Genomic DNA, 20,282 nt, shown 5'->3' on the forward strand with positions numbered 1-20,282 from the left:
AGTCAGACGTATTCCACGACGGCGTGCGGCACATAGGGCGCCTCGAGCCGGGTCAGTTCGGTGTCGTCGAGCGCCATGTCCAGGGCCGCGACCGCGTCCCTCAGGTGGTGCGGCCGGGTCGCGCCGACGACGGGGGCGGTGACCGCCGGTTGCCGCAGCAGCCAGGCGAGGGCCACCTGTGCCATGGGGCTGCCGCGTTCGGCCGCGATGTCCGCGACCACCCGTGCGACCGCCCGGTCGGCCTGCTCGGTCGGCCCGTAGAACCGCTCCTGGACCGGGTCGCCGGCGGTGCGCACCGACTCCGTGTCCCAGGGGCGGGCCAGCCGGCCGCGGGCCAGCGGACTCCACGGGGTGACGCCGACACCCTCCGCGAGGCAGTACGGGAGCATCTCCCGCTCTTCCTCGCGGTTGATGAGGTTGTAGTGGTTCTGCATGCTCACGAACCGGGTCCAGCCGTGCAGGTCGGCGGTGTACTGCGCCTTGACGAACTGCCAGGCGTGCATCGAGGAGGCGCCGAGGTAGCGGACCTTGCCCATGCGGACCACGTCGTGCAGGGCCTCCATCGTCTCCTCGATGGGCGTGTCGTGGTCCCAGCGGTGGACGATGTAGAGGTCGATGTAGTCGGTGCCCAGCCGACGCAGGCTCGCGTCGACCTCGCGCATGACCGCCGACCGCGACAGGCCTCCGGACAGGGGGTTGTCGGTGAGCTTCTCGTACACCTTGGTGGCGATGACCACGTCCTCGCGCCGGGTCAGCTTCCGCACCGCGCGGCCAAGGAACTCCTCGCTGGTGCCGAGGGAGTAGACATTGGCGGTGTCGAAGAAGTTGATGCCGAGATCGAGGGCCTGGGCGACGAAGGGGAGGCTGTCGTTCTCGGACAGCGACCACGGGTGGGTGCCTAGCCCGGGTTCGCCGTAGCTCATGCAGCCCAGCGCCAGCCGGGACACCTTGAGGCCGGACGAGCCCAGCCGCACGTACTGCAACGTTCTTCCTCTCGGGTCGTTCCGCGTGCGTGTCCTCAGCTGCCGACCTGGTCCTGCACCTCGGTCAGCCGGCCCCAGGAGGCGATGCCCTCGTCGAGCGGGATGTCCAGGCTGGCCAGGTACATGGCGGTCATGGCGCTGTGCCCGGCGAGGTGGGTGATCTCTGCGATCTCGTTCTGCGAGTAGAAGGCGCGCAGGGCACGGAACGCCTCCTCGCTCGCCTTGTGGTCGACCATGCAGTCGGTGACGTAGCGGACGAGCGCCGCGCGGTCGGCGGGCATCTCGTCGTAGCGGCCCTCCTCGATCGCCTTGATCTCGGTGTCGTCCAGGCCGGCCTGCCGGGCGAGCGGGTAGTGCAGCATGCGCTCGAACTCGCTGTCGCGCAGCTCGGCCACGCGCAGCACGATCACCTCGCGGTCCCGCAGGGTCAGCAGCCCGACGGTGAAGGTGGCGCCGAGCGCGAGGTGGGCGGCGGCCGAGTTCTTGGTCAGCAGCAGCGCACGGGTCAGGTTGGACTGGAACTTCTCGTACACCGCGCGCTGTTCGGGCGTCATGTCGGCGACGTCGGTGAGGGTGACACGGGGGGCCATGGGGATCTCCTTGTGCTGTGCGGGGTTCATGGTTCAGGCGGGTACGGCGGTGGGAGTCGCCGTGTCGTGCAGGTGGCGGGCGAGTGCCCTGGTCACCGTGTGCACGGCCGACTCGGGGTCGTCGTCGAGGGGTTCGAGGGCGTCGAGGTGGCCGTCGGGGCGGACCAGCAGGGCCCGGGCGGACGGGCCGAGCTTGGCGAGGAGCAGGCCGGGCGGGCGGCCGCCCAGGTCGGTGAGTTCGGCGCCGCTCACCTTGGCGCGCAGGGTGTTCACGGTCCTCGTCCAGCGCTCGTAGCGGTACTCCAGGCCCGGCCAGAGCAGCACCGTGTAGCGGTCGACGGCGAGGACCGGCTCGGTGCTGGTCGTGCGCCAGCCCAGGGGCAGCCGCTCGCCCGGTACCAGGGTGTGACGGCGGGGACGGGGCCCGTAATGGGTGTCGATCTGGGCGAGCTTCGGCGCCAGGACCTTCCCGAGGGCCCCGGTCGCCGTGCCGAGCCGGTACACGGCGTCACGGGCGAGGGTCTGGTGCCGGGTGCTGTACAGACCGATCCGGGCGAGCCGGGTGGACAGGCCCGCCACTTCGTCGACCGCGGGCCGGCGTTCGGTGTCGTAGCTGTCCAGCAGGTCCGGCCGGTAGTCGCCGCGCACCACCCCGGCGAGCTTCCAGCCGAGGTTGACCGCGTCCTGGATGCCGGTGTTCAGGCCCTGTGCTCCGGAGGGGCTCATCGCGTGCGCCGAGTCCCCGGCGAGAAAGACACGTCCGCGGCTGTAGGTGCTCGCGGAGCGGACGTGCGCGGTGAAGATGCCGCTGAACCGCATGTCGCCGAGCCGGCGCGCGCCCGGGACGCGTTCGGCCAGCAGCTTCTCGAAGAAGGCGCGGTCGGGGGTGTCGTCCGTGTAGTCGTCGGGCACGCTGGCGCCGACCCGGAAGATCCCGTCGCCCAGCGGCGCGAGCACCATGTTGCCGGTCCGGGTCAGGTAGTACGCCGCCTCACTGCTGGTGGTCTCGCCCAGGATCTCGGCATCGGTGATGGCCAGGCGGGTGCGCAGGGTCCGGCCCGCGAAGCGGAAGCCGAAGACCTCGCGGACGGTGCTGCCGTATCCGTCGACGCCGACGACGTAGTCGTACCGGCGCGTCCGTGTCTGTCCGTCGGGCAGCCGCAGCCGGCAGGTGACGCCGTCCTCGTCCTGGTCACCGTCGACGAACGTGGTGTCGTAGTCGATGGTGCCGCCGAGTTCGGTCAGGTGGTCCTCGAGGATCGCCTCGGTGCGCCACTGCGGGATGGTGATGGCGAACGGATAACCGACCCCCCGCAGCCGGTCGAACCGGACCAGGCCGATCATTTTCTTATTGGAGTAGTAGTTCATCTGGTCGAAGTAGTGACCACTCTCGACCAGCTTGCGGCCCACGCCCACGCGGTCCAGCAGCTCCAGGACCCGGGGCCACAGGATGGTGGCGCGGGAGTGCGGGCTCTGCCTGCGCAGCTTGGAGATGACGTCGGCCCGGACCCCGTACGCCAGCAGCTCGCAGGCGAGCACCATCCCGACGGGACCGGCGCCCACGATCAGGACGCGCGGTCGCTGCATGTCGCTCGCCACCGGTCAGCCGCCGAGGGGACGCAGGCGGTGGACCTGGGCGGGACGGGCGAAGGCACCGTCGGCCTCGGCAAGGAAGTCGGCGACGTACGCCTCCTTCATGTGCAGGTCGATGGCCTCCTGGTCGGCCCACTCCTCGACCAGTACGACCGCGTTCGCGTGCTCCTCCGACCGGAACGCGTCGAACCGCAGCGCGCCTTCCTCCTGCCGCGTGGCGGCGCACAGCTTCCGGAAGGCGGCCACGACCGACTCCATGCGGTCGGGCACGACGTCGAAGACGACGGTGATCTCGATGCTCATGTACGGGTCACTTCCTTGGCGGTGAGGTCGTCGAGGTCGACGAAGGGCAGGGGGTCGGGGGTGTGCCTCGGCTCGGCGCACTCCTGCGGGGCGACGTCCCACCGGCGCAGCGCGACGCGGGGGCGGCCCTCGGGGGTCCACCCGGTGTCCAGGCAGACCGCGCGGCAGGTACCGACCAGGACGTCGGGCAGGTCGTCGCGGTCGGCGGCCAGGGCCCGGGTCAGCAGGTTCAGCACGCCGCCGTGCGCAACCACCAGCACGAGCGCGGCCGCGGGCCCGGCGGTGACGACCTCGTGCAGCGCGCTGCCGAAGCGGGCCAGGGCGGCATGGCCGCTCTCACCGCCCGGCGGGGCGTAGGCGGGGTCGGTCAGCAGCCGCCGCATCGTGTCCGGGTGGCGCCGGGCGAACTCGGCGCGGTCCAGGCCGTCGAGCGTGCCGAGATGACGCTCGCGCAGCCCCTCGAGGCGGTGGTGGGGCACATCGAGCCGGCCGGCGGCGTAGGCGGCGGTCTGGGCGGCCCGGGACAGGGGCGAGGAGTACACCGCGGCCCAGCCGGTCGGTGGCAGCGAGCGGGCGGCTCGCTGCGCCTGTCGCGTCCCCTCGTCGTTGAGGGGGATGTCGGCCTGGGCCTGGAAGCGGTCGGCGGCGTTACGGTCGGTCTCTCCGTGCCGGAGCAGGACGACGCGCACCGGCTCAGGCCGCAGCCGGACCGGCGGCCGCCGGCGCGCCGAGCGTCTCGACCGCGTGTGCGGCCTCGTCGATGCTCTGCTGGGAGGTCAGCACGCCCTCCGCGATGGACACGCCGAGCCGCTTTTCCAGCAGCAGCGACATCTCCAGCAGGGCCAGGGAGTCCACCGCCAGGTCGTCGAAGACGGTGGTCCGGGAGACGTCCTCGGCGGGTATGTCGAACTTGCCGGTGAGAATCTCGATGATCATCGTGGACACGGAGCCGGTCATGGTCACCTCAACTAGTCGTCATTACGGTCGTTGTCGCGGTCGTCGTCGCGGTCGTCGATGCGGTCGTCGTCGCGGTCGTCGATGCGGTCGTCGATGCGGTCGTCGATGCAGGGGAACCGGAGCAGCGGTGCGGGTCTCAGCCGACCGGCAGCGCGGGCCAGGTCAGGGTGGCCGAGCCCCAGGTGGCGCCGCCTCCGAAGGCCGTCAGCAGCACCCGGTGTCCGGCGGTCAGCGTGCCGTCGGCGAGGCCGTCGGCGAGGGCGAGCGGTATGGAGGCGGCGGAGGTGTTTCCGACGCGGTCGATGTTCAGCACGGCGCGCTCCGGCGGCAGTCCCAGCTGTTCGGCAACGGCGTGGATGATGCGCGTGTTGGCCTGGTGGCCCACGAGCCGGTCGACATCGGCGACCTCCCAGCCGGTGCGGGCCAGCACCGTGCGCGAGGACTGGGCCATGCGGCGCACCGCGGCGAAGAAGACGGCCTTGCCGTCCATGCGGAAGTACCGGTCCTCCGGGCGTGGTTCCGCACCCCGGGAGCGCTCCTCGGCGCCGCCGCCGCGGACCGTGATCAGGTCGGCCATCGAGCCGTCGCTGCCGAGGTGCATGTCCAGGACGGCGCCCGGCTCCTCGGGCGTGCCCGCCCGCAGCAGGACGGCGCCGGCCCCGTCTCCGAAGATGACGGAGGTGGTGCGGTCCGTGGGATCCAGGATGGTACTGAACGACTCGGCCCCGACGACCAGCACCCGTTCGGCGAACCCGGAGGTCACGGAGGCCGCGCCGGCCTGGAGGGCGTAGAGGAAACCGGAGCACACGGCCGCCACGTCGTACGCCGGTACGTCGGTCAGGCCCATGCGGGCGGCGACGGTCGGGGCCGTGGCCGGGCAGGGACGGTCCGGTGTGGTGGTGGCGACGATCACCAGGTCGGCGCCGTCCGCACCGGCGTTCTTCAGCGCGCGCAGGCCGGCCTCGACGGCGAGGTCGCTGGTGGTCGTGCCCGCCTCGACGACGTGGCGTCGGGCGATGCCGGTGCGGGTGCGGATCCAGCTGTCGGAGGTGTCCAGGCGCTGGGCGAGTTCCTCGTTGGTCACCACCCGGGGAGGCACGTAGCCGCCCACGCCGGCGATCACTGCCGCTCGGGTCATGCCGCCACGCGCCCTTCCGGGAGCCGGTGCGTCACCGCGGAGCGCACATGGACACCGGCGAGCTCGCCCACCACGGTCAGCGTGCGCCAGGTGCCGTCCAACCGGTGCAGCAGGCCGGGCTCGTCCAGCCGGGTCGTGACCGGGATCGCCTCCGCGGGGCGGTCCGGGCGCGAGGCGGTCAGCGTGGTCTGCCGCATCCACAGGGTGTTGCTGTCCTGACGGCGGATGCCGTCGAGGTCGTACAGCATGATCTGGGCGAGCTGAAGGGCCGTCACGAAGGCGTCGATCACCGACACCGACGGCTGGTAGGCGCCTTCCAGTCCGGCCGTGGGCACGGGCGCCCCGTCCTCCTGGACGACGGCCAGCGCGGCATCGGCCCGCAGCACCCGGTGGTCCACCCGCACGTCGCGGATGAGCTGCCGCCGGGCGGTGAACCCGGTGCCGAAGTAACGATCCCCCGCCGGGCCGAGGAGCGCGTCGAGACCGGAGTACCGGGAAGCCTCCTGCCCGGACCGGACCGGCACCCGCCCGTGCTCGATCTCGCACCGCACCCGCATGGTGCCCACGGCACAGTCCACCACCGACACCACGCGCGCGGGGTCGCCCGCGACCGGTTCGGTACGGCGCAGCGTCGCCTCCGCCGGCAGCGCGTCGAGCTTCTCCTGCGGGCTGCTGCCGGCCGCCATCCGCACCGAGCGCAGCCAGGCGTCGCGCAGATCCGTGCCGGGCGCGCGCAGGCACGCCTCGGCCAGCTGGGCGGCGACGACGATCCCGTCGACGGTGCTGAAGTGCGGACGCAGATCGGTGCCCGCGGCCTTCTTCGACCAGTCGGACGGGTAGCGCACACCCACCGAGGTACGCGCCTGGGGCGAGCCGTCCGCCGTGCGGGCGAGGGACACCTCGCCGATGTCGTAGGCGACCCTGCGGAAGCCGCGGCCGAAGAACCGCTGCTCGGCCGGGCCGAGGTGGTCGTCGACGGAAGCCGACGCGGTCTGCGCTGAAGTGGAGGTCATCGGTGCTCCGTTCGTCGGGGAAGGTCCCGCGATGTGTGCCGGGAGGCTGCCGTGCGCGGGCCCGGTCTGCGGCCGCCGCCGCGCCGGATGGCACAGGTGAGCCGCGCCGTGCAGGTCCGGTTGCCGGAGTCGTCGGTGATGACGATCTCGTACGAGGCCATGGCCTGCCGCTCGGCCAGGGGCCGGCAGACGCCGGTGACGGTCCCCGAGGACACCCAGCGATGGTGCGTACAGGACAGGTCGACGCCCACGGCGTTCCCGTCGGGCCCCGCGTACAGGAAAGCGGCGACGGAACCCAGCGTTTCGGCGAACACGGCGTTCGCACCGCCGTGCAGAATTCCCACAGGCTGCCGATTGCCCGAGACGGGCATGCTGCCCACGACAAGTCCCGGCTCACAGGTGATGATTTCAATACCCATGCGCCGGGTGAGTTGCTCGCCTTCGTATGCGCTATCGACCCGAATTGGCCCCAGCATCATGTTCGGCATAACGCCCCCGTTTTTTTCGCGGCCCGCGTCGGCGGGCAATTGCGAGTCAAACACGGTGCCGGGCCCCCTGAAAGGTTCATGGCCTGTTGCTGCCATGCCGGTGACGCCTTCGCCGATTACAGGGAGGCTTGTACATGGGCGGTAACCCGCCCGAAACCTGGGAATGAAAGGAGCGCGGTCTCGGTGCAGCGCGTTTCGCTCGGCGGGCTCGATGTCACACGCATCGGACTCGGCGCCATGTCGATGTCCGACTACTACACGGGGGCGGGCAGCGACGAGGCGGAGGCCGTCCGTGCCGTCCGGCGGGCGCTGGACCTCGGCGTCGAACTCCTCGACACCGCAGAGATCTACGGTCCGTTCACCAACGAGGAGCTGGTCGGGCGGGCCGTCGCCGGCCGGCGCGACGACGTCGTGATCGCCACCAAGTTCGGTCTGGTCTCGCACGCGGGCGCGGGCCCGAACGTGCTCGACAGCTCACCGGCCAACGTGCGCACGGCGGTCGAGGGCTCGCTCAGGCGGCTGGGCACGGACCGTATCGACCTCTGCTACCAGCACCGCGTCGACCCCGGCACGCCGATCGAGGAGACGATGGGCGCGCTGGCCGAGCTGGTGCGGGAAGGGAAGGTCCGGTACGTCGGGCTGTCGGAGGCCGGGGCGGACACCATCCGCCGTGCGCACGCGGTGCACCCCGTGACGGCGGTGCAGACCGAGTACTCGCTGTGGTCCCGTCAGCCCGCCGAGTCGCTGCTGCCGCTCCTGCGCGAGCTGGGTATCGGGCTCGTCGCCTATTCGCCGCTCGGCCGGGGGTTCCTGACCGGCGCGATCCGCTCGAAGGGACAGCTCGACCCGGACGACTTCCGGCTGACCACGCCCCGGTTCGCCGAGGGCAACTTCGAGCGGAACCTCGGGCTCGTCGACGAGGTGGAGTCCGTGGCCGCCGACGCCGGTGCCACGCCCGCCCAGGTGGCCCTGGCCTGGCTGCTCGCCCGGAGCGACGACATCGTCCCGATCCCCGGCACCAGGCGCGTGGCCCGCGTCGAGGAGAACACCGCCGCCGACACCGTCGCCCTCACCCCCGAACAGCTCTCCCGCCTCGACACCCTCGCCCCTCCCATCGGCGAGCGCTACGCCGACCAGGACCTGGCCCGCACGGGGCTGTAGGCCCACGGGGCCCGTGCGTACGCCGGGTCGGTCGGGCCGTGCCGCCGGCGGAGCCGGCGTACGGACCCGTCCGCCATCCCGATGCGTGACCTGCAGCCGGAACCGCCGGCGGCGGCATCACAGGGACTCGAGACAAGAGAACCGCCACCGGCCCGGGTACGCCCCCACGCCAGGAAGGGCCGAGCCCCGTCCCGGAGGGCGGGGCATCCGAACCCTCCCGCCATCCCGGTGCGGGGCCGGTGCCGGCTACGGGACCGGGGCCGCGAAACCGTTCAGATCCAATCCCGTCGGGCCGCTTCCGCCCCCGCCTGGAAGCGGCTCTGGGCCCCCATCCTGGACATCACGCCCGCGATGGTCCGCCGGACCGTGCGGACGGAGAGCCCGGTCCGGCGGGAGATGCCCTCGTCGGTCAGCCCCTCGGCGAGGAGCGCCAGGGCCTCCCGCTCCCGCTCGTCCGGTGTGTCGCACTCCCCGGCGCCGAAGGGGGCGGCGGTGTGCACCCACACGTGGTCGAAAAGCGCCTGATAGACCCCCACCAGGGCCCGCCCGCGCAGCAGTGCGGCCGGGGCGTCGGTCAGGGCAGGGTCCGACGGGACGATGGCCAGGTCCCGGTCGGCGACGGCCATCCACACCGGCAGGTGCGGCAGGGCCCGCATCCGGGCGCCCGACGCGGCGATCCGCCGGGTGTCGAGGGCATAGGTGGGATCACGGGCCACGTCCGCCAGATGCAGGACGCGCACTTGCGCCCCACGGCCCACGAGTTCGGCGCTCAGCAGTGCGGCCCGCTCCCGCACCCGGCGGTCGTAGGGGCGCCGGGGGAGCGCGAGGCGCAGCTCGCGCACCGTGCGTCGGCGCAGGGCGTCCAGCAGGGCCACGAGGGAATCGGAATCGGTCAGGGGTTGGAGTGCTGTCCGGGCGGTGTCACATCCGATGAGTAATTCGTTTTCCATGTCACCATTCCGCAGCGAAAAATGTGCGCGGATTTAGCGCGGACGCCGCGCATCGTATGAGTCAACTCTCCGCGTGATCACCGTCGCTGAGTACAGTGACCGACCGCGACCGCTGGGCCACCGAGGCCCGCTGGACCGAGATTGCAGGCATCCCCGGAGCCTGTCAAGCGGCAAATATTTGCCGCTTTGCAGCGGCTTGAATGTGTGTACAGTGAATCTGGGGAGGGCGTCATCACGTCGGCATCAGCGCGACGAGACGGACGCCTGGACGGTAGGCGGGGAGGAGGACCTGGGCGGTGACAGCCAACTCGGTCTGCGAAACGTGGGGAAGTGACAGGCGGAAACATCCGCCCTGCCGAAACGCGATGATGCGTGGTCCGGCATCCCACAGCTCTCGGCACACAGGATCGCGCAGCGCGGTCGTCAGTAAATCCGTGAGCGTCGGGTCATCCGGCGTCCGGACCAGAGCGAATCTCAACTGGGCGAGGTACAGGGATGCCTGTCGTTTCCAGTCCACTATCCAGTTCCGCGACTCCGGGTTCTCCAGGACCCAGCGCATGAGATTGGCCTGCGACGCCCGGACCCAGGGAAACCACCGGGCCATCAGATCGTTGTAGGCGATGACGTTCCACGCGTGGTCGATGAGGTAGGTGGGAAACGTTGTCTGCGCGTCGACGAACTCCCTGAGCCGGGCGAACCTGCTGTCGCCGTTCCGCGGCGGCTGTTCGTCCGAGACCTCGCTCAGCCGGTACCAGTACAGCGCCGTACGTTCGTCCGGTCCGAGGTCCAGTGCGTCGGCGAGGCGGGTCAGCGTGTCCAGGGTGAGCGCGACCTGGGCCCCGCTCTCCAGGGCGCGGTACCAGCGCTCACTGACGCCCATCCGATGGGCGATCTCCTTCTGGGGCAGTGCCTTGTCGCGGCCGAGTTTCTCACCCGCCTCGGCACGCCAGGCACGCAGAAGTGCCGGCAGATCGGCGAATTCCAGTTGGTATTCGGCCGGTTCTGATTCCTCCGATTCCCATCGGCCGGTTTCTGCTCCACCCGGTCCGGTGCTAGGCGGCTCAGGTATGCCTGCTTCGCTCGATTCGGTCATGCCTGCCCCCGTTCGTACTGCACGTCGAATGAGCAACTCTAACCGGAGGCGTCATCGGCTCCCGCGGGTGCGACCGCGCCCGAAGCCTTGCCCGCCGAACGGTGTTCAACCATCCGCAAGAAGAAGACACGGAAATCTCACGGAACCGAAGGGAAAGCGTTTGCCATGGGGGACATGACGGACACGCGGGCAGCGGCCGGAATACGGCGCGTGGTGGTGACCGGACTGGGCGCGATCACCCCGCTTGGGGTGGGCGCCGGCACGCTGTGGGAAGGCCTCCTGGCCGGCCGCTCGGGCATCCGCCGGCTGGACGCACCCGAGTTCGCCGGCCATCCGGTCCGCATCGCGGGCACCGTGCCCGTCGATCCCGCCGAACTGCTGCCCAGGCCGCAGGCACGGCGCATGAACCGGGCCGCCCGGTTCGCGGTGCTCGCGGCTCACGAGGCGTGGCAGGACGCCGGGTTCGCCGAGGGCGGCACTCGCGAGAGCGACCTGGATCCGGAGCGGGTCGGCGTGAGTATCGGCACCATCATCGGCGGTGCCCCCGTACTCGTCGACGGCGACCGCACGCTGCGGAAACGGGGCGTTCGGGCCGTTCCGCCACTCACCGCGCCCATGACGGTGCCCTCCCAGGCGGCCTCGCAGATCTCACTCGCTCTGCACGTCACCGGGGAGGCCCGCACCGTCGTCAGCGCCTGCGCCTCCGGTACCGAGGCCATCGGGCAGGCCATCGACCGAATACGGTACGGCCGGCTGGACGTCGTGCTCGCCGGCGGAGCGGAGGCCGCCGTGACGCCCGAGGTCATGGCCGCGTTCACCGCCATGCGTGCGCTGTCCGCCCGCAACGACGAACCCGAGGCCGCGTCCCGCCCGTTCGCCAAGGACCGGGACGGCTTCGTGAACAGCGAGGGGGCCGGGCTGCTGGTGCTGGAGTCGGAGGAGCACGCGCTGGCTCGCGGCGCCCGTATCTACTGCGAAGCCGCCGGCTGGGGTCTGTCGGCCGACGCGCACCACATGGCCGCGCCGGAGCCGACCGGCCGCGGCATCGCGGCCGCGCTGCGGCGCGCCGTCGCGGACGCGGGCGCGGACAGCCGCGACGTGATGCACATCAACGCGCACGCCACCGCGACCGTCGAGGGCGACCGTGCGGAGGCGGCCGCCCTGAGCACCGTCTTCGGAGAAGCGGACGGGACCGTCGCCGTACCGGTCACCGCGCTCAAGGGGCACCTGGGGCACCTCCAGGGAGCGGCCGGCGGCGTGGAGGCCGTGGCGACGGCCCTGACCCTGCACCACGGAATCATCCCGCCGACGGTCAACTGTGACGACCTCGACGACGCGGTGCCGCTCGACCTGGTCAGGGCCTTCGCCCGTCCCCTTCCCGCACGCGGCGACCTCGCCCTGAGCAACTCGTTCGGCTTCGGCGGCCACAACGCGGTCCTGGCGCTGCGCCGCCGGTGACCCCTGCGACGCAGGCCGCCGACACGCTACGACCGCCGGGCGGACACGTGCAGGATGCGCCCCATGAACGAGTCGTCGGCCACCGCGTATCCGTGTTCGGCCGCGGCCCGGGACGCCGTCGACCGGTCGGTGTTCCATCCGAGTTCGTCCAGTTGGGCATCGGGGGCGGGCCGGTCGTCGGTGTGGACGAGGCGGGGCAGGTCGATGCCGATCGCCCGCATGCCCTCCGTCATGCCGGCGTCCGTCAGCACGCCCGCCATGTCCTGGATCGACTCGACGGCGAGTGCGCTGCCGGGTGCGGACAGCCGGTGCACGTCATGGAGCAGGCGCCGCTCGTCCTCCGGCGGCAGATAGGACAGCAGCCCCTCCGCGAGCCATGCGGTGGGACGCGCCGGGTCGAAGCCCGACGCACCGAGCGCGGCCACCCAGTCGTCGCGCAGGTCGACGCCGACGGGCCGGTGGTCACACGTCGGCTCCGCTCCTTCCGCCTCCAGCACCCGGAGCTTGAAGTCCAGCACCGCGGGCTGGTCCAGCTCGAAGCAGACCAGGCCGGGTGGCCAGGGCAGGCGGAAGGCCCGCGTGTCCAGGCCGGAGGCGAGCAGCACCACCTGTGCGGCGCCCCGGCCGACGGCCTCCCGGAGAAAGGAGTCGAAGGCATGGGTGCGCACGGCCAGGTTGATCCGCAGCACCTCCCACATCGCGGCCTGGGCTGCGCCGCTGCCGCGCGCACCGGCCGCCGTCGTGGGCAGCGCGAAGGCCGGCCGGGCCGTCTCGACGAAGCGGGCCGCGTAGGGGTCCCGCACCAGTGCCCCGGGGCTGTCGCTCTCGACGGCGCGGGCGGCCGCCACCATCAGGGCGGTCATGCCCACACCGGACACGATGTCCCACTGCTGGTCCGTACTCATCCGTGTCTCCGCATACGACTGGGTGTTCCGTGAGGGGCGAGGGTTTCGGGAGGGTCCGGGGCGGCGTCCCAGGGGGTGGTCCGGTCGAGGATGCCCGCGATCCGCAACGGCAGGGACACCGGGCCGCGCAGGACGACGTGCGGCCGGTAGCGGGGCGGCCCCCCGGCCGGCTCCGGTCCGACGACCCGCTGGGCGAAGCGGGTGAGCGCCAGCTCCGCCTCGATCCGGCCGAGCGGTGCGCCGAGGCAGTAGTGCGTGCCCAGCCCGAAGGACAGGTGGGGTGCCGCTTCGGTGCGCGTCGTGTCGAACCGGTGCGGGCAGCCGTACGCCGCGACGTCCCGGTTGGCCCCCGCGAGGAGCAGCACCATGGTGGTGCCGCGGGGAATCCGGGTGCCGCACACCTCCATGTCCTCGCGCGCGTGGCGGTGCACGAGCTGGAGCGGCGGCTGGAGGCGCAGGATCTCCTCCACCACCGCGGGCGCCGTCGCCGCGGGATCGGCCCGCAGGGCGGTCAGGGTCTCGGGGTGCTCCAGCACGGTCAGCAGACCGTTCGCGATGAGGCCGACCGTCGTCTCGTGCCCGGCGTTCAGCAGCAGGCGGCAGGTGCTGACGACCTCCTCGTCCGAGAGGGGTTCGCCGTCGATCTCGGCCGCCAGCAGCCGGGACATCATGTCCTCGCGTGGTGCGGCCCGCCGCTCGGCCGCCAACCGGGAGAAGAACCCGGTGAGTTCGGCCTCTGCCCGGCGGCGCCGCGCGAGACCGGGGGCGGACACTTGGAGAAACGCCGGATAAGGGTCGACCGCCCGGCCCAGCAGCGACGAGCGGGTGCGGTACCACCCCTGCTCCCCGGTGTCGACGCCGAGCACGCGGCAGATCACGGTCACGGGCAGCGGGGACGCGAGGTCCGCGACGCCGTCCAGCCGCCCCTTGGCCGCGGCCTCGTCCAGCAGATCGTCGATCAGCTCCTTGATCACGGGAACCAGCCGCCGGACGGCTCGCGGGGTGAAGCCGGGAGCGGCCAGCCGGCGCAGCGCGGTGTGCCGAGGCGGGTCCATGAACAGGAAGGACGGCAGTTCCACCGGGGGCCGTGCTGCCGCGGAGCCGCCGGCCGGGCCGGGTTGCCGGTGGAGCAGGGAGTGCCGGCGGTCGTTGCTGGCCCGCGGATCACGCAGGACGGCGGCACACGCCCGGTGGGAGGCGAACACCACCACGGGCCGGTGCGGCACCCACACGGGTTCCGCGGCCCGGATCTCCTCGTACACGGGATAGGGGTCCGGTCGGGACCGCGGGTCGAGAAGGCGCAGCAGGACGCGCGGCACCCCTTCCGCGTCCGCATCGACGCCCCGCAGCCCTGCCCCGGTGAGGGCTGAGCCCGCGGCGGTCGGCCCTGTCGCGGCGGCGCTCATCGTGCCTCCTCGAATCGCCGGACGGCCCAGTCCCCCGGAACCAGTCCGCGACGCGCGGCCAGGTCACCGAAGCGGCCGATGGCACGCAGCCCGTCAGCGGTGAGTCCGTAGCGCAACGTCCGGTAGTACGACAGCAGCTGCGCGGCGGTGAACCCGGAGCCCGGCGCGGCTTCGGCGGACACCTGCTCCAGCTCCGCCAGACCCAGGTCGCGCGCCGCGAGCAGCGCACGGTGCACGGCGGCCACGGTGTGCGGGTGCCGTTCGGCGTACTCGCGTCGTACCGCCCAGACGGCGAAGACCATGGGCAGCCCGGTCCACTCGGTCCACAGCGCGGCGGTGTCGTGCACGAGCGTGTGCCCTTCCCGCGGCAGGCCGCCGAAGTGGACGCGCAGCGCGGGGTCGCCGATGACGACGGCCGCGTCGCTGCGGCGCAGCAGGGCCGCCGGATCGGGCGGTCCGGTGAAGTAGCGGGGCGTCAGGCCGAACCGCTCCTCCAGCAGGAACCGGGCCAGCAGCACCGTCGTACGGCTGGTGGACGTCAGCCCCACGCGCGGGGTCGCCATGTCGTGCAGGGGACGACGGCTGACGATGCTGCACGACATGACGGGCCCCTCGGCCGCGATGGCCGGTCCCGGGAGCAACAGCAGGTCGTCGGTGTGCCGCAGGTATGCGGCGAGGCTGACCGGCCCCAGGTCGAGACCGCCGGCGACCAGGCGGTCCCCGGCCGCCTCCGGGCTGAGGGACACCAGGTCGAGGCCGGACAGGACACCGGAACGGCGCAGTCCCCACAGGATCGGACGGCAGTTGAGGAACGACAGGAGACCGACACGGGGCGGCCGCCCGGCGGCGCCGGCCCGGCGCGCTTCGGTGAGCTCGGTGGACGGCATGGGCGGCTACTTGTATCCCCAGGACTGCACCAGCGCGGGCGCCAGGTCCCAGAAGGTGTCGTCACACAACAGGGCGTAGAACTCGTCGAGTTCGTACGGGGTCACGTATCCGCCCGCGAGCAGCTGCTCGCGCGACATGTCGACGGTCAGCCGCCAGAAGTCGGCCAGCCTGGTCGCGCCCCGCAGGTTCTGCGTGACCGTGTGCGCGCCCACATCGCGGTAGCCGTAGTCGAGGAACGAACCCGGTTGGGTGCGGGACCACCAGCTGTCGGTGCCGAGCGTCCCGCAGATGAGTTTGCTCCAGCGCTGCATGACCCTGAGGTACGTGGGATGGGGTGAACTGTCGACCGGGAACCAGCAGAACGACTCGATCAGCACGAAACCCCCCGGCCGCAGCCACCGGAGCATGCGGCGCATGACCTCGTCGCGCTGCGGGAGATGGCTGAGCACCAGCCGGGCGTGGATGACGTCGAAGGAGTCGTCCGGGAACGGGTCGGTGGTGACGTCGTGCACCAGTCGGCGCAGCCGCGGCTCCGGCACGCTCTCCAGCAGCCTCAGATCCAGGTCGGTGGCGACCACCTCGCCGTCCTCGGCCTTCCCGCACAGCCACTTCGCGACGGAGCCGGAACCCGCCCCCACCTCCAGGCAGCGTGCGTCGGGCGCCACGCCGAGCATCTCCAGCGTGCGCGTGCACAAGGGGTCGAACACCTCGGCGAGCAATCGCAGCCGAATTTCCTCGGCCCGATCGAGCGCGAACAGGGTGTCGCCGTATTTCTCCATTGCGCGCCTTCCCGAAAACGTCGGCCTCCACGGAACTTTCAGCAGCCAAACATGTCGACGACGGCCGCGTTAAGTGCCGTCGGCGTACTGACAGCTTGCTGCCATTTCCCAGCCTGATGGTGTGCACCTGCGTCCGTCGGCCTACTTTCCCGATCGGGTCCTGACATTCCCTTCGGCAGAAGGAACAGGAGAGGAACACAGATGACGATCCGCCCCGTCTCAGCGGGAATTCAGCACGCCGGAAACCTTCTGGAGACCGCCGCACGGCAGGCCGGGGAGCACGGGGTGCGCTTTCTCTCCGCGGACCCGGCCCCCGGTGAGCGCGGCCGGGAGCAGACGTATCCGGAACTGCTCGGGCAGGCCCTTCGGCTGCTGGGCGCGCTGCGGGAGGCCGGGGTGGTTCCCGGGCGGGCGGTGGCGTTGCTGCTGGAGGACGCGGAGGCGCTCCTGCCCGCGCTGTGGGCCTGTCTGCTGGGCGGCCACCCGGTCTGCCCGCTGGCAGCGGTGACCGGTGATCCCGAGCGCTGGGCCGCCCAGCTCACCCATGTGGCCGGGCTCCTCGACGGCCCGCTGCTGATCACCGACGAGCGGACCCGCGGCACCCTGCCCGACGTGCCGGGCCTGGCCGTCACGGCGATCGAGGACCTGGGCAGGGTGGCCGCCCCGATCGACCCGGCCGCCGTACGACCGCACCCGTCCACCCGGGCCGACACGGCGCTGCTCATGCTGACCTCCGGGTCGACCGGTGCGTCCAAGGCGGTCGAACTGACCCACGGCAACCTGCTGGCCTCGCTGGCCGCGAAGGCCGAGGCCCGCTCGCTGACGGCGGCCGACACCACGCTCAACTGGATCTCGTACGACCATGTGGGCGCCCTGCTCGAGACGCACATGCTGTCGGTGCGGGCGGGCGCCCGGCAGCTACAGGTCCCGCCGGCAGCCCTGCTGACCGATCCGCTGCGGTTCCTCGAGCTGATCGACGCACACCGGGTGACGTCGACCTTCGCGCCCAACTTCCTGCTGGGACTGATCAACAAGGCCCTCGACCAGCCGGACCGGGCCCGCGACCTCGACCTGTCCTGCCTGCGCCACATCATCACGGGCGGGGAGGCCAACCCCGTCGCCACCGGCGTGACGTTCCTCGACCGGCTCGCCCCGTACGGGCTGCGCCGTGACGTCCTGTGGCCCGCGTTCGGCATGACGGAGACGTGCGCCGGCAGCATCTACCACCGCGAGTTCCCGCGGGCCGACCTGGGCGCCGAGTTCGCGGCCGTGGGCAGGCCCGTCACCGGAATGGAGGTGCGCATCGCCGCCGGGGACGGCGACGCGGCCGCCGAGCCGGGCGCGCTGGGCGAGGTGCAGGTCCGCGGACCGATGGTCACGCGCGGCTACCGCAACAACCCGGAAGCGACCGCCGCGGCCCTCACCGACGACGGCTGGTTCCGCACCGGCGACCTCGGCCGGCTCGACGAAGGCCGGCTGAGCCTGGTGGGGCGCAGCAAGGACTGCGTCATCGTCAACGGCGTCAACTACTTCAGCCACGACCTGGAGACCGTCCTCGACGAGGTCGAGGGAGTGGCGAGGTCGTTCGTCGCCGCCTTCCCCACCCGCCCCCGGGGCAGCGACACCGAGCAGCTGGTGGTCGCCTTCGCCCCGGCACCCGGCACGGCGTCGGACGACAACGCGCTGTACCGGACGCTCGTCGCCGTACGCAACAGCGTGGTCCTGCACTGGGGCTTCCGCCCCGCGCTGCTGCTCCCCCTGCCCGAAGAGGCGTTCCCGAAGACCAGCCTCGGAAAGATCCAGCGCTCGCTCATGCGCCGCCGCCTGGAGGAGGGCGCATACGACGACCACCGCAAGAGCACCGAGGAACTGATCACCCGCCAACTCGGCGGACACGTGGCTCCCGAGGGACCGACCGAGCGGCTGCTCGCCGAGCTGTACGCCGAACTCTTCGAGACCGACCCGGAGTCGATCAGTGCGACCGCCGGATTCTTCGACCTCGGCGGTACCTCACTGGACACCCTGCGCCTGAAGAACCTTGTCGAGCAGCGACTCCCCGGAACCGAGCTGCCGCTGATCAGTCTGTTCACCGCGCCCACCGTCCGCGACCTCGCCGCCCGCATCGAGGGCACCCGCGACGCCGGACAGTCCGGGTACGACCCGGTCGTCCCCCTGCAGACCAGCGGCACCGGAACACCGCTGTTCTGCATCCACCCCGGCGGCGGCGAAGTGCTCGTCTTCGTCAACCTCGCCAAGTACTTCGTCCACGAGCGGCCCTTCTACGCCCTGCGGGCCCGCGGGTTCGACGGCACGGCCGAACCCTTCGGCAGCTGGAAGGAGATGACGCGCTGCTACACGGAGGCGATCCGCAGGCGGCAGCCGCACGGACCGTACGCCGTCGCCGGCTACTCCTTCGGCGCGGCGGCCGCCTTCGAGGTGGCCAAGCAACTGGAGGCCGAGGGCGAGCGGGTGGACTTCGTCGGCAGCTTCGATCTGTCGCCGCACATCGTCGGGATGGACCGCTTCGACCACGCCGAGACCGCGGCGAACCTGGCCATGTTCCTCGGCCTGATCTCCCGGCAGCAGCTCGACGGACTGCCCGAACGGCTCCGTCCGCTGCCGAAGGAGGAACAGCACGCCCTGATCCTGGACATCTCCGACGCGCGCCGCGTCACGGAACTGGACGTGGACCTCGAAAAGCTCACGTCGTGGATGGACCTGGCGCACAGCCTGACGGAGCTGGCCCGCGTCCACCGGCCGTCCGGCCGGGTCGGCTCCGTGACCGTGCTGTACGCCACGCCGCTGCACGGCTCCAAGGACGAGTGGCTGCACAAGCACCTGAGGAAGTGGGACGACTTCACCCGCGGCGAGAACACCTATGCCGAGGTGCCCGGCGAACACCACACGATGCTCGACCCGCAGCACATCGGCGCCTTCCAGGCCGTCCTGCGGGCCGAGCTGAACCGCGCCCTGTCCGAGGGCTGACCGAGGAGACCCGGGCCGCCTCGCTTCCCCCGGCGGGGCGGCCGGTCCCACGGCCCGGGCGACCGGGCCGGGAAACGGAAGAGAGGACGAGGAGGATCGTGCGACCGCACATCACAGCGGATGCCGAACGGTGCTACGGGGCGGGCCTGTGCGTACTGACGGCACCGGAGGTGTTCGACCAGCGGGAGGAGGACGGCGTCGTGGTCCTGTTGGACCCCCACCCGGCCGCCCGCCTGTACGACGCCGTCGAGGAGGCGTCGCGGCTCTGCCCGGCGGCCGCCATCGGCCTCACCGCGGAGGCGACGCGGTGAACCGGTCCCGCACAGCCCCGACGGAGCCCGTCGCCTACCCCGGTCCGCGCGACCCCGGCCGTCCCTTCGACCCGTCGGTCGCTCATCTCCGGCTGCTGACGGAATCTCCCCTCGTCCGTGTGACGACCTGGAAGGGCGAGACGGCCTGGCTCGTCACCCGGCACGCCGACCAGCTGGCGCTGTTGAGGGACGGCCGGGTCGGCGCGGACAGCACCCGGCCCGGCTATCCGAGCATCAACGCCGTGAACGAGGCCTTCATCGCACACAACCGGACCTTCATCACGATGGACGGCGCGGAGCACCGGGACCAGCGCCGCCGCTTCGCCGGCTATTTCACCGTCCGCCGCGTGCAGGCCATGCGGCCCCGCATCCAGAGCCTGATCGACGACCTCCTCGACACCATGGAGTCGGCCGGGCCGCCCGCGGACCTGGTCACCGCCTTCGCGCTCCCCCTCCCCTCCCTGGTGATCTGCGATCTGCTCGGCATCCCCTACGAGGACCACGCCTTCTTCCAGCGCACCAGTGCCACGATGCTCAATGTGCGCAGCACCGCCGAGGAGTCCCTCGGCGCCTCCCGGGAGATCCTCGGCTACCTCGGCGATCTCCTCCGGGCCAAGCGGGAGAACCCCGCCGACGACCTGCTCGGCCACCTCGCCACCCACTACCTGGCAACCGGCCTGAGCACGGCCGACGAGTGCGCGAAACAGGCCCGTCTCCTCCTGGTGGCCGGTCACGAGACGACGGCAGGAATGATCGCGCTGGGCGTGTGCGCCCTGCTGCGGCACCCCGAGCAGCTCGCCGCGGTCCGCGCCGCCGACGCCGCGCAGACGGCGAACGCCGTCGAGGAACTGCTTCGCTACCTGTCCACCGCCCACACCGGCCGACGTCGCGTCGCACTGGCCGACATCGAGATCGGGGGACACCTCATCCGGGCCGGCGAAGGCATCATCTGCGCAGGTGAGCTGGCCAACCGCGACCCGGACGCCTTCCCCGCCCCCGAGCGACTCGACATCGCCAGGCAGGCACCGCACCGCCATCTCGCCTTCGGCTCGGGTCCGCACCAGTGCCTCGGCCAGAACCTCGCCCGCCTGGAACTCCGGCTCGCCTACCGAGCCCTGCTCGACCGCTTCCCGCACCTGCGACTGGCCCAGCCGCCCGACACCATCCCGTACCGCGCCGAGATGGCCTTCTACGGGGTGGACGAGCTGGCCGTCACCTGGTGAACCGCCAGAGAACCAGGGCATAAGCCCCGCTTCCGGTCGACTTCCCGCACCGCATACC

The 20,282-nt window shown here is 71.7% G+C and carries 19 protein-coding genes and 1 pseudogene; 5 read left to right on the forward strand and 15 right to left on the reverse strand.

From position 1 onward, the window contains the following. Nucleotides 1–2: 2 nt before the first annotated feature. The 9 genes from ACIF83_RS27320 to ACIF83_RS27360 form a co-directional block, all read right to left on the reverse strand. Nucleotides 3–983 carry an aldo/keto reductase gene (locus ACIF83_RS27320; RefSeq protein ID WP_399730773.1) on the reverse strand — a complete coding sequence of 327 codons (981 nt, stop codon included), beginning with the start codon at nt 981–983 and terminating at the stop codon, nt 3–5. Nucleotides 984–1,018: 35 nt separating this feature from the next. Then, the gene (locus ACIF83_RS27325; RefSeq protein ID WP_393474859.1) at nt 1,019–1,573 is read right to left on the reverse strand and encodes a carboxymuconolactone decarboxylase family protein; all 555 of its coding nucleotides are present in this window, start codon (nt 1,571–1,573) and stop codon (nt 1,019–1,021) included. 33 nt (nt 1,574–1,606) lie between these two features. Next, nucleotides 1,607–3,160 carry an FAD-dependent oxidoreductase gene (locus ACIF83_RS27330; protein ID WP_399730777.1) on the reverse strand — a complete coding sequence of 518 codons (1,554 nt, stop codon included), beginning with the start codon at nt 3,158–3,160 and terminating at the stop codon, nt 1,607–1,609. Between the two features lie 15 nt (nt 3,161–3,175). Next, a complete protein-coding gene (locus ACIF83_RS27335) occupies nt 3,176–3,469 on the reverse strand; it encodes a putative quinol monooxygenase (RefSeq protein ID WP_393474854.1) in 294 nt (97 codons plus the stop codon). After that, nucleotides 3,466–4,158 (reverse strand): histidine phosphatase family protein, encoded by a 693-nt coding sequence (locus ACIF83_RS27340; RefSeq protein WP_393474852.1) that lies wholly within the window; start codon nt 4,156–4,158, stop codon nt 3,466–3,468. The genes ACIF83_RS27335 and ACIF83_RS27340 overlap by 4 nt, the downstream gene beginning before the upstream one ends. Nucleotides 4,159–4,162: 4 nt before the next feature. After that, on the reverse strand, nt 4,163–4,426 hold the full coding sequence (locus ACIF83_RS27345) for a phosphopantetheine-binding protein (RefSeq protein ID WP_386572682.1): 264 nt from the start codon (nt 4,424–4,426) through the stop codon (nt 4,163–4,165). Between the two features lie 136 nt (nt 4,427–4,562). Then, the gene (locus tag ACIF83_RS27350; protein ID WP_393474849.1) at nt 4,563–5,564 is read right to left on the reverse strand and encodes a beta-ketoacyl-ACP synthase III; all 1,002 of its coding nucleotides are present in this window, start codon (nt 5,562–5,564) and stop codon (nt 4,563–4,565) included. Continuing rightward, entirely contained in the window at nt 5,561–6,577 is a 1,017-nt protein-coding gene (locus ACIF83_RS27355; protein ID WP_398138754.1) for an AvrD family protein, read from the reverse strand. Before ACIF83_RS27355 ends, ACIF83_RS27350 begins: the two co-directional genes overlap by 4 nt. Next, nucleotides 6,574–7,161: a hotdog fold thioesterase gene (locus ACIF83_RS27360; RefSeq protein WP_393474845.1), complete on the reverse strand. Its 588-nt coding sequence runs from the start codon at nt 7,159–7,161 to the stop codon at nt 6,574–6,576. The genes ACIF83_RS27355 and ACIF83_RS27360 overlap by 4 nt, the downstream gene beginning before the upstream one ends. Before the next feature lie 87 nt (nt 7,162–7,248). Here ACIF83_RS27360 and ACIF83_RS27365 point away from each other — a divergent pair, with 87 nt between their 5' ends. Then, entirely contained in the window at nt 7,249–8,226 is a 978-nt protein-coding gene (locus ACIF83_RS27365; RefSeq protein WP_399730783.1) for an aldo/keto reductase, read from the forward strand. A gap of 272 nt (nt 8,227–8,498) precedes the next feature. On the opposite strand, the gene ACIF83_RS27370 is transcribed toward ACIF83_RS27365, so the two are convergent. Both ACIF83_RS27370 and ACIF83_RS27375 read right to left on the reverse strand, forming a co-directional pair. Then, complete coding sequence (locus tag ACIF83_RS27370) at nt 8,499–9,101, reverse strand: LuxR C-terminal-related transcriptional regulator (protein ID WP_398138752.1); 603 nt, start codon at nt 9,099–9,101, stop codon at nt 8,499–8,501. Nucleotides 9,102–9,408: 307 nt separating this feature from the next. Next, a complete protein-coding gene (locus ACIF83_RS27375; RefSeq protein ID WP_393474836.1) occupies nt 9,409–10,269 on the reverse strand; it encodes a helix-turn-helix domain-containing protein in 861 nt (286 codons plus the stop codon). 192 nt (nt 10,270–10,461) lie between these two features. Between ACIF83_RS27375 and ACIF83_RS27380 the strand changes: the two are divergent. Beyond that, a pseudogene (locus ACIF83_RS27380) lies at nt 10,462–11,727 on the forward strand (beta-ketoacyl-[acyl-carrier-protein] synthase family protein); the annotation flags it as partial. Nucleotides 11,728–11,753: 26 nt separating this feature from the next. On the opposite strand, the gene ACIF83_RS27385 reads toward ACIF83_RS27380, so the two are convergent. From ACIF83_RS27385 to ACIF83_RS27400, 4 genes are read right to left on the reverse strand one after another with little or no spacing between them, the layout of a single operon-like run. Then, nucleotides 11,754–12,632, reverse strand: a complete 879-nt coding sequence (locus ACIF83_RS27385; protein ID WP_399730788.1) for an SAM-dependent methyltransferase — start codon at nt 12,630–12,632, stop codon at nt 11,754–11,756. Next, the gene (locus ACIF83_RS27390) at nt 12,629–14,038 is read right to left on the reverse strand and encodes a cytochrome P450 (RefSeq protein ID WP_399730791.1); all 1,410 of its coding nucleotides are present in this window, start codon (nt 14,036–14,038) and stop codon (nt 12,629–12,631) included. Before ACIF83_RS27390 ends, ACIF83_RS27385 begins: the two co-directional genes overlap by 4 nt. Continuing rightward, complete coding sequence (locus ACIF83_RS27395; RefSeq protein WP_399730793.1) at nt 14,035–14,925, reverse strand: menaquinone biosynthetic enzyme MqnA/MqnD family protein; 891 nt, start codon at nt 14,923–14,925, stop codon at nt 14,035–14,037. The genes ACIF83_RS27390 and ACIF83_RS27395 overlap by 4 nt, the downstream gene beginning before the upstream one ends. A 6-nt stretch (nt 14,926–14,931) precedes the next feature. Continuing rightward, nucleotides 14,932–15,705 (reverse strand): methyltransferase domain-containing protein, encoded by a 774-nt coding sequence (locus ACIF83_RS27400; protein WP_393474824.1) that lies wholly within the window; start codon nt 15,703–15,705, stop codon nt 14,932–14,934. A gap of 201 nt (nt 15,706–15,906) precedes the next feature. Between ACIF83_RS27400 and ACIF83_RS27405 the strand changes: the two genes are divergently transcribed. The 3 genes from ACIF83_RS27405 to ACIF83_RS27415 all read left to right on the forward strand — a co-directional run bounded on the left by ACIF83_RS27405 (nt 15,907) and on the right by ACIF83_RS27415 (nt 20,224). After that, a complete protein-coding gene (locus ACIF83_RS27405) occupies nt 15,907–18,690 on the forward strand; it encodes an AMP-binding protein (RefSeq protein WP_399730796.1) in 2,784 nt (927 codons plus the stop codon). Nucleotides 18,691–18,788: 98 nt separating this feature from the next. After that, the gene (locus ACIF83_RS27410) at nt 18,789–19,001 is read left to right on the forward strand and encodes a ferredoxin (protein WP_393474818.1); all 213 of its coding nucleotides are present in this window, start codon (nt 18,789–18,791) and stop codon (nt 18,999–19,001) included. A 119-nt stretch (nt 19,002–19,120) separates the two neighbouring features. After that, a complete protein-coding gene (locus tag ACIF83_RS27415; protein WP_399730801.1) occupies nt 19,121–20,224 on the forward strand; it encodes a cytochrome P450 in 1,104 nt (367 codons plus the stop codon). Nucleotides 20,225–20,282: the final 58 nt, after the last annotated feature.

The organism is Streptomyces sp. NPDC085866, from assembly GCF_044541035.1.
In the GTDB taxonomy this organism is placed as follows: Bacteria; Actinomycetota; Actinomycetes; order Streptomycetales; family Streptomycetaceae; genus Streptomyces.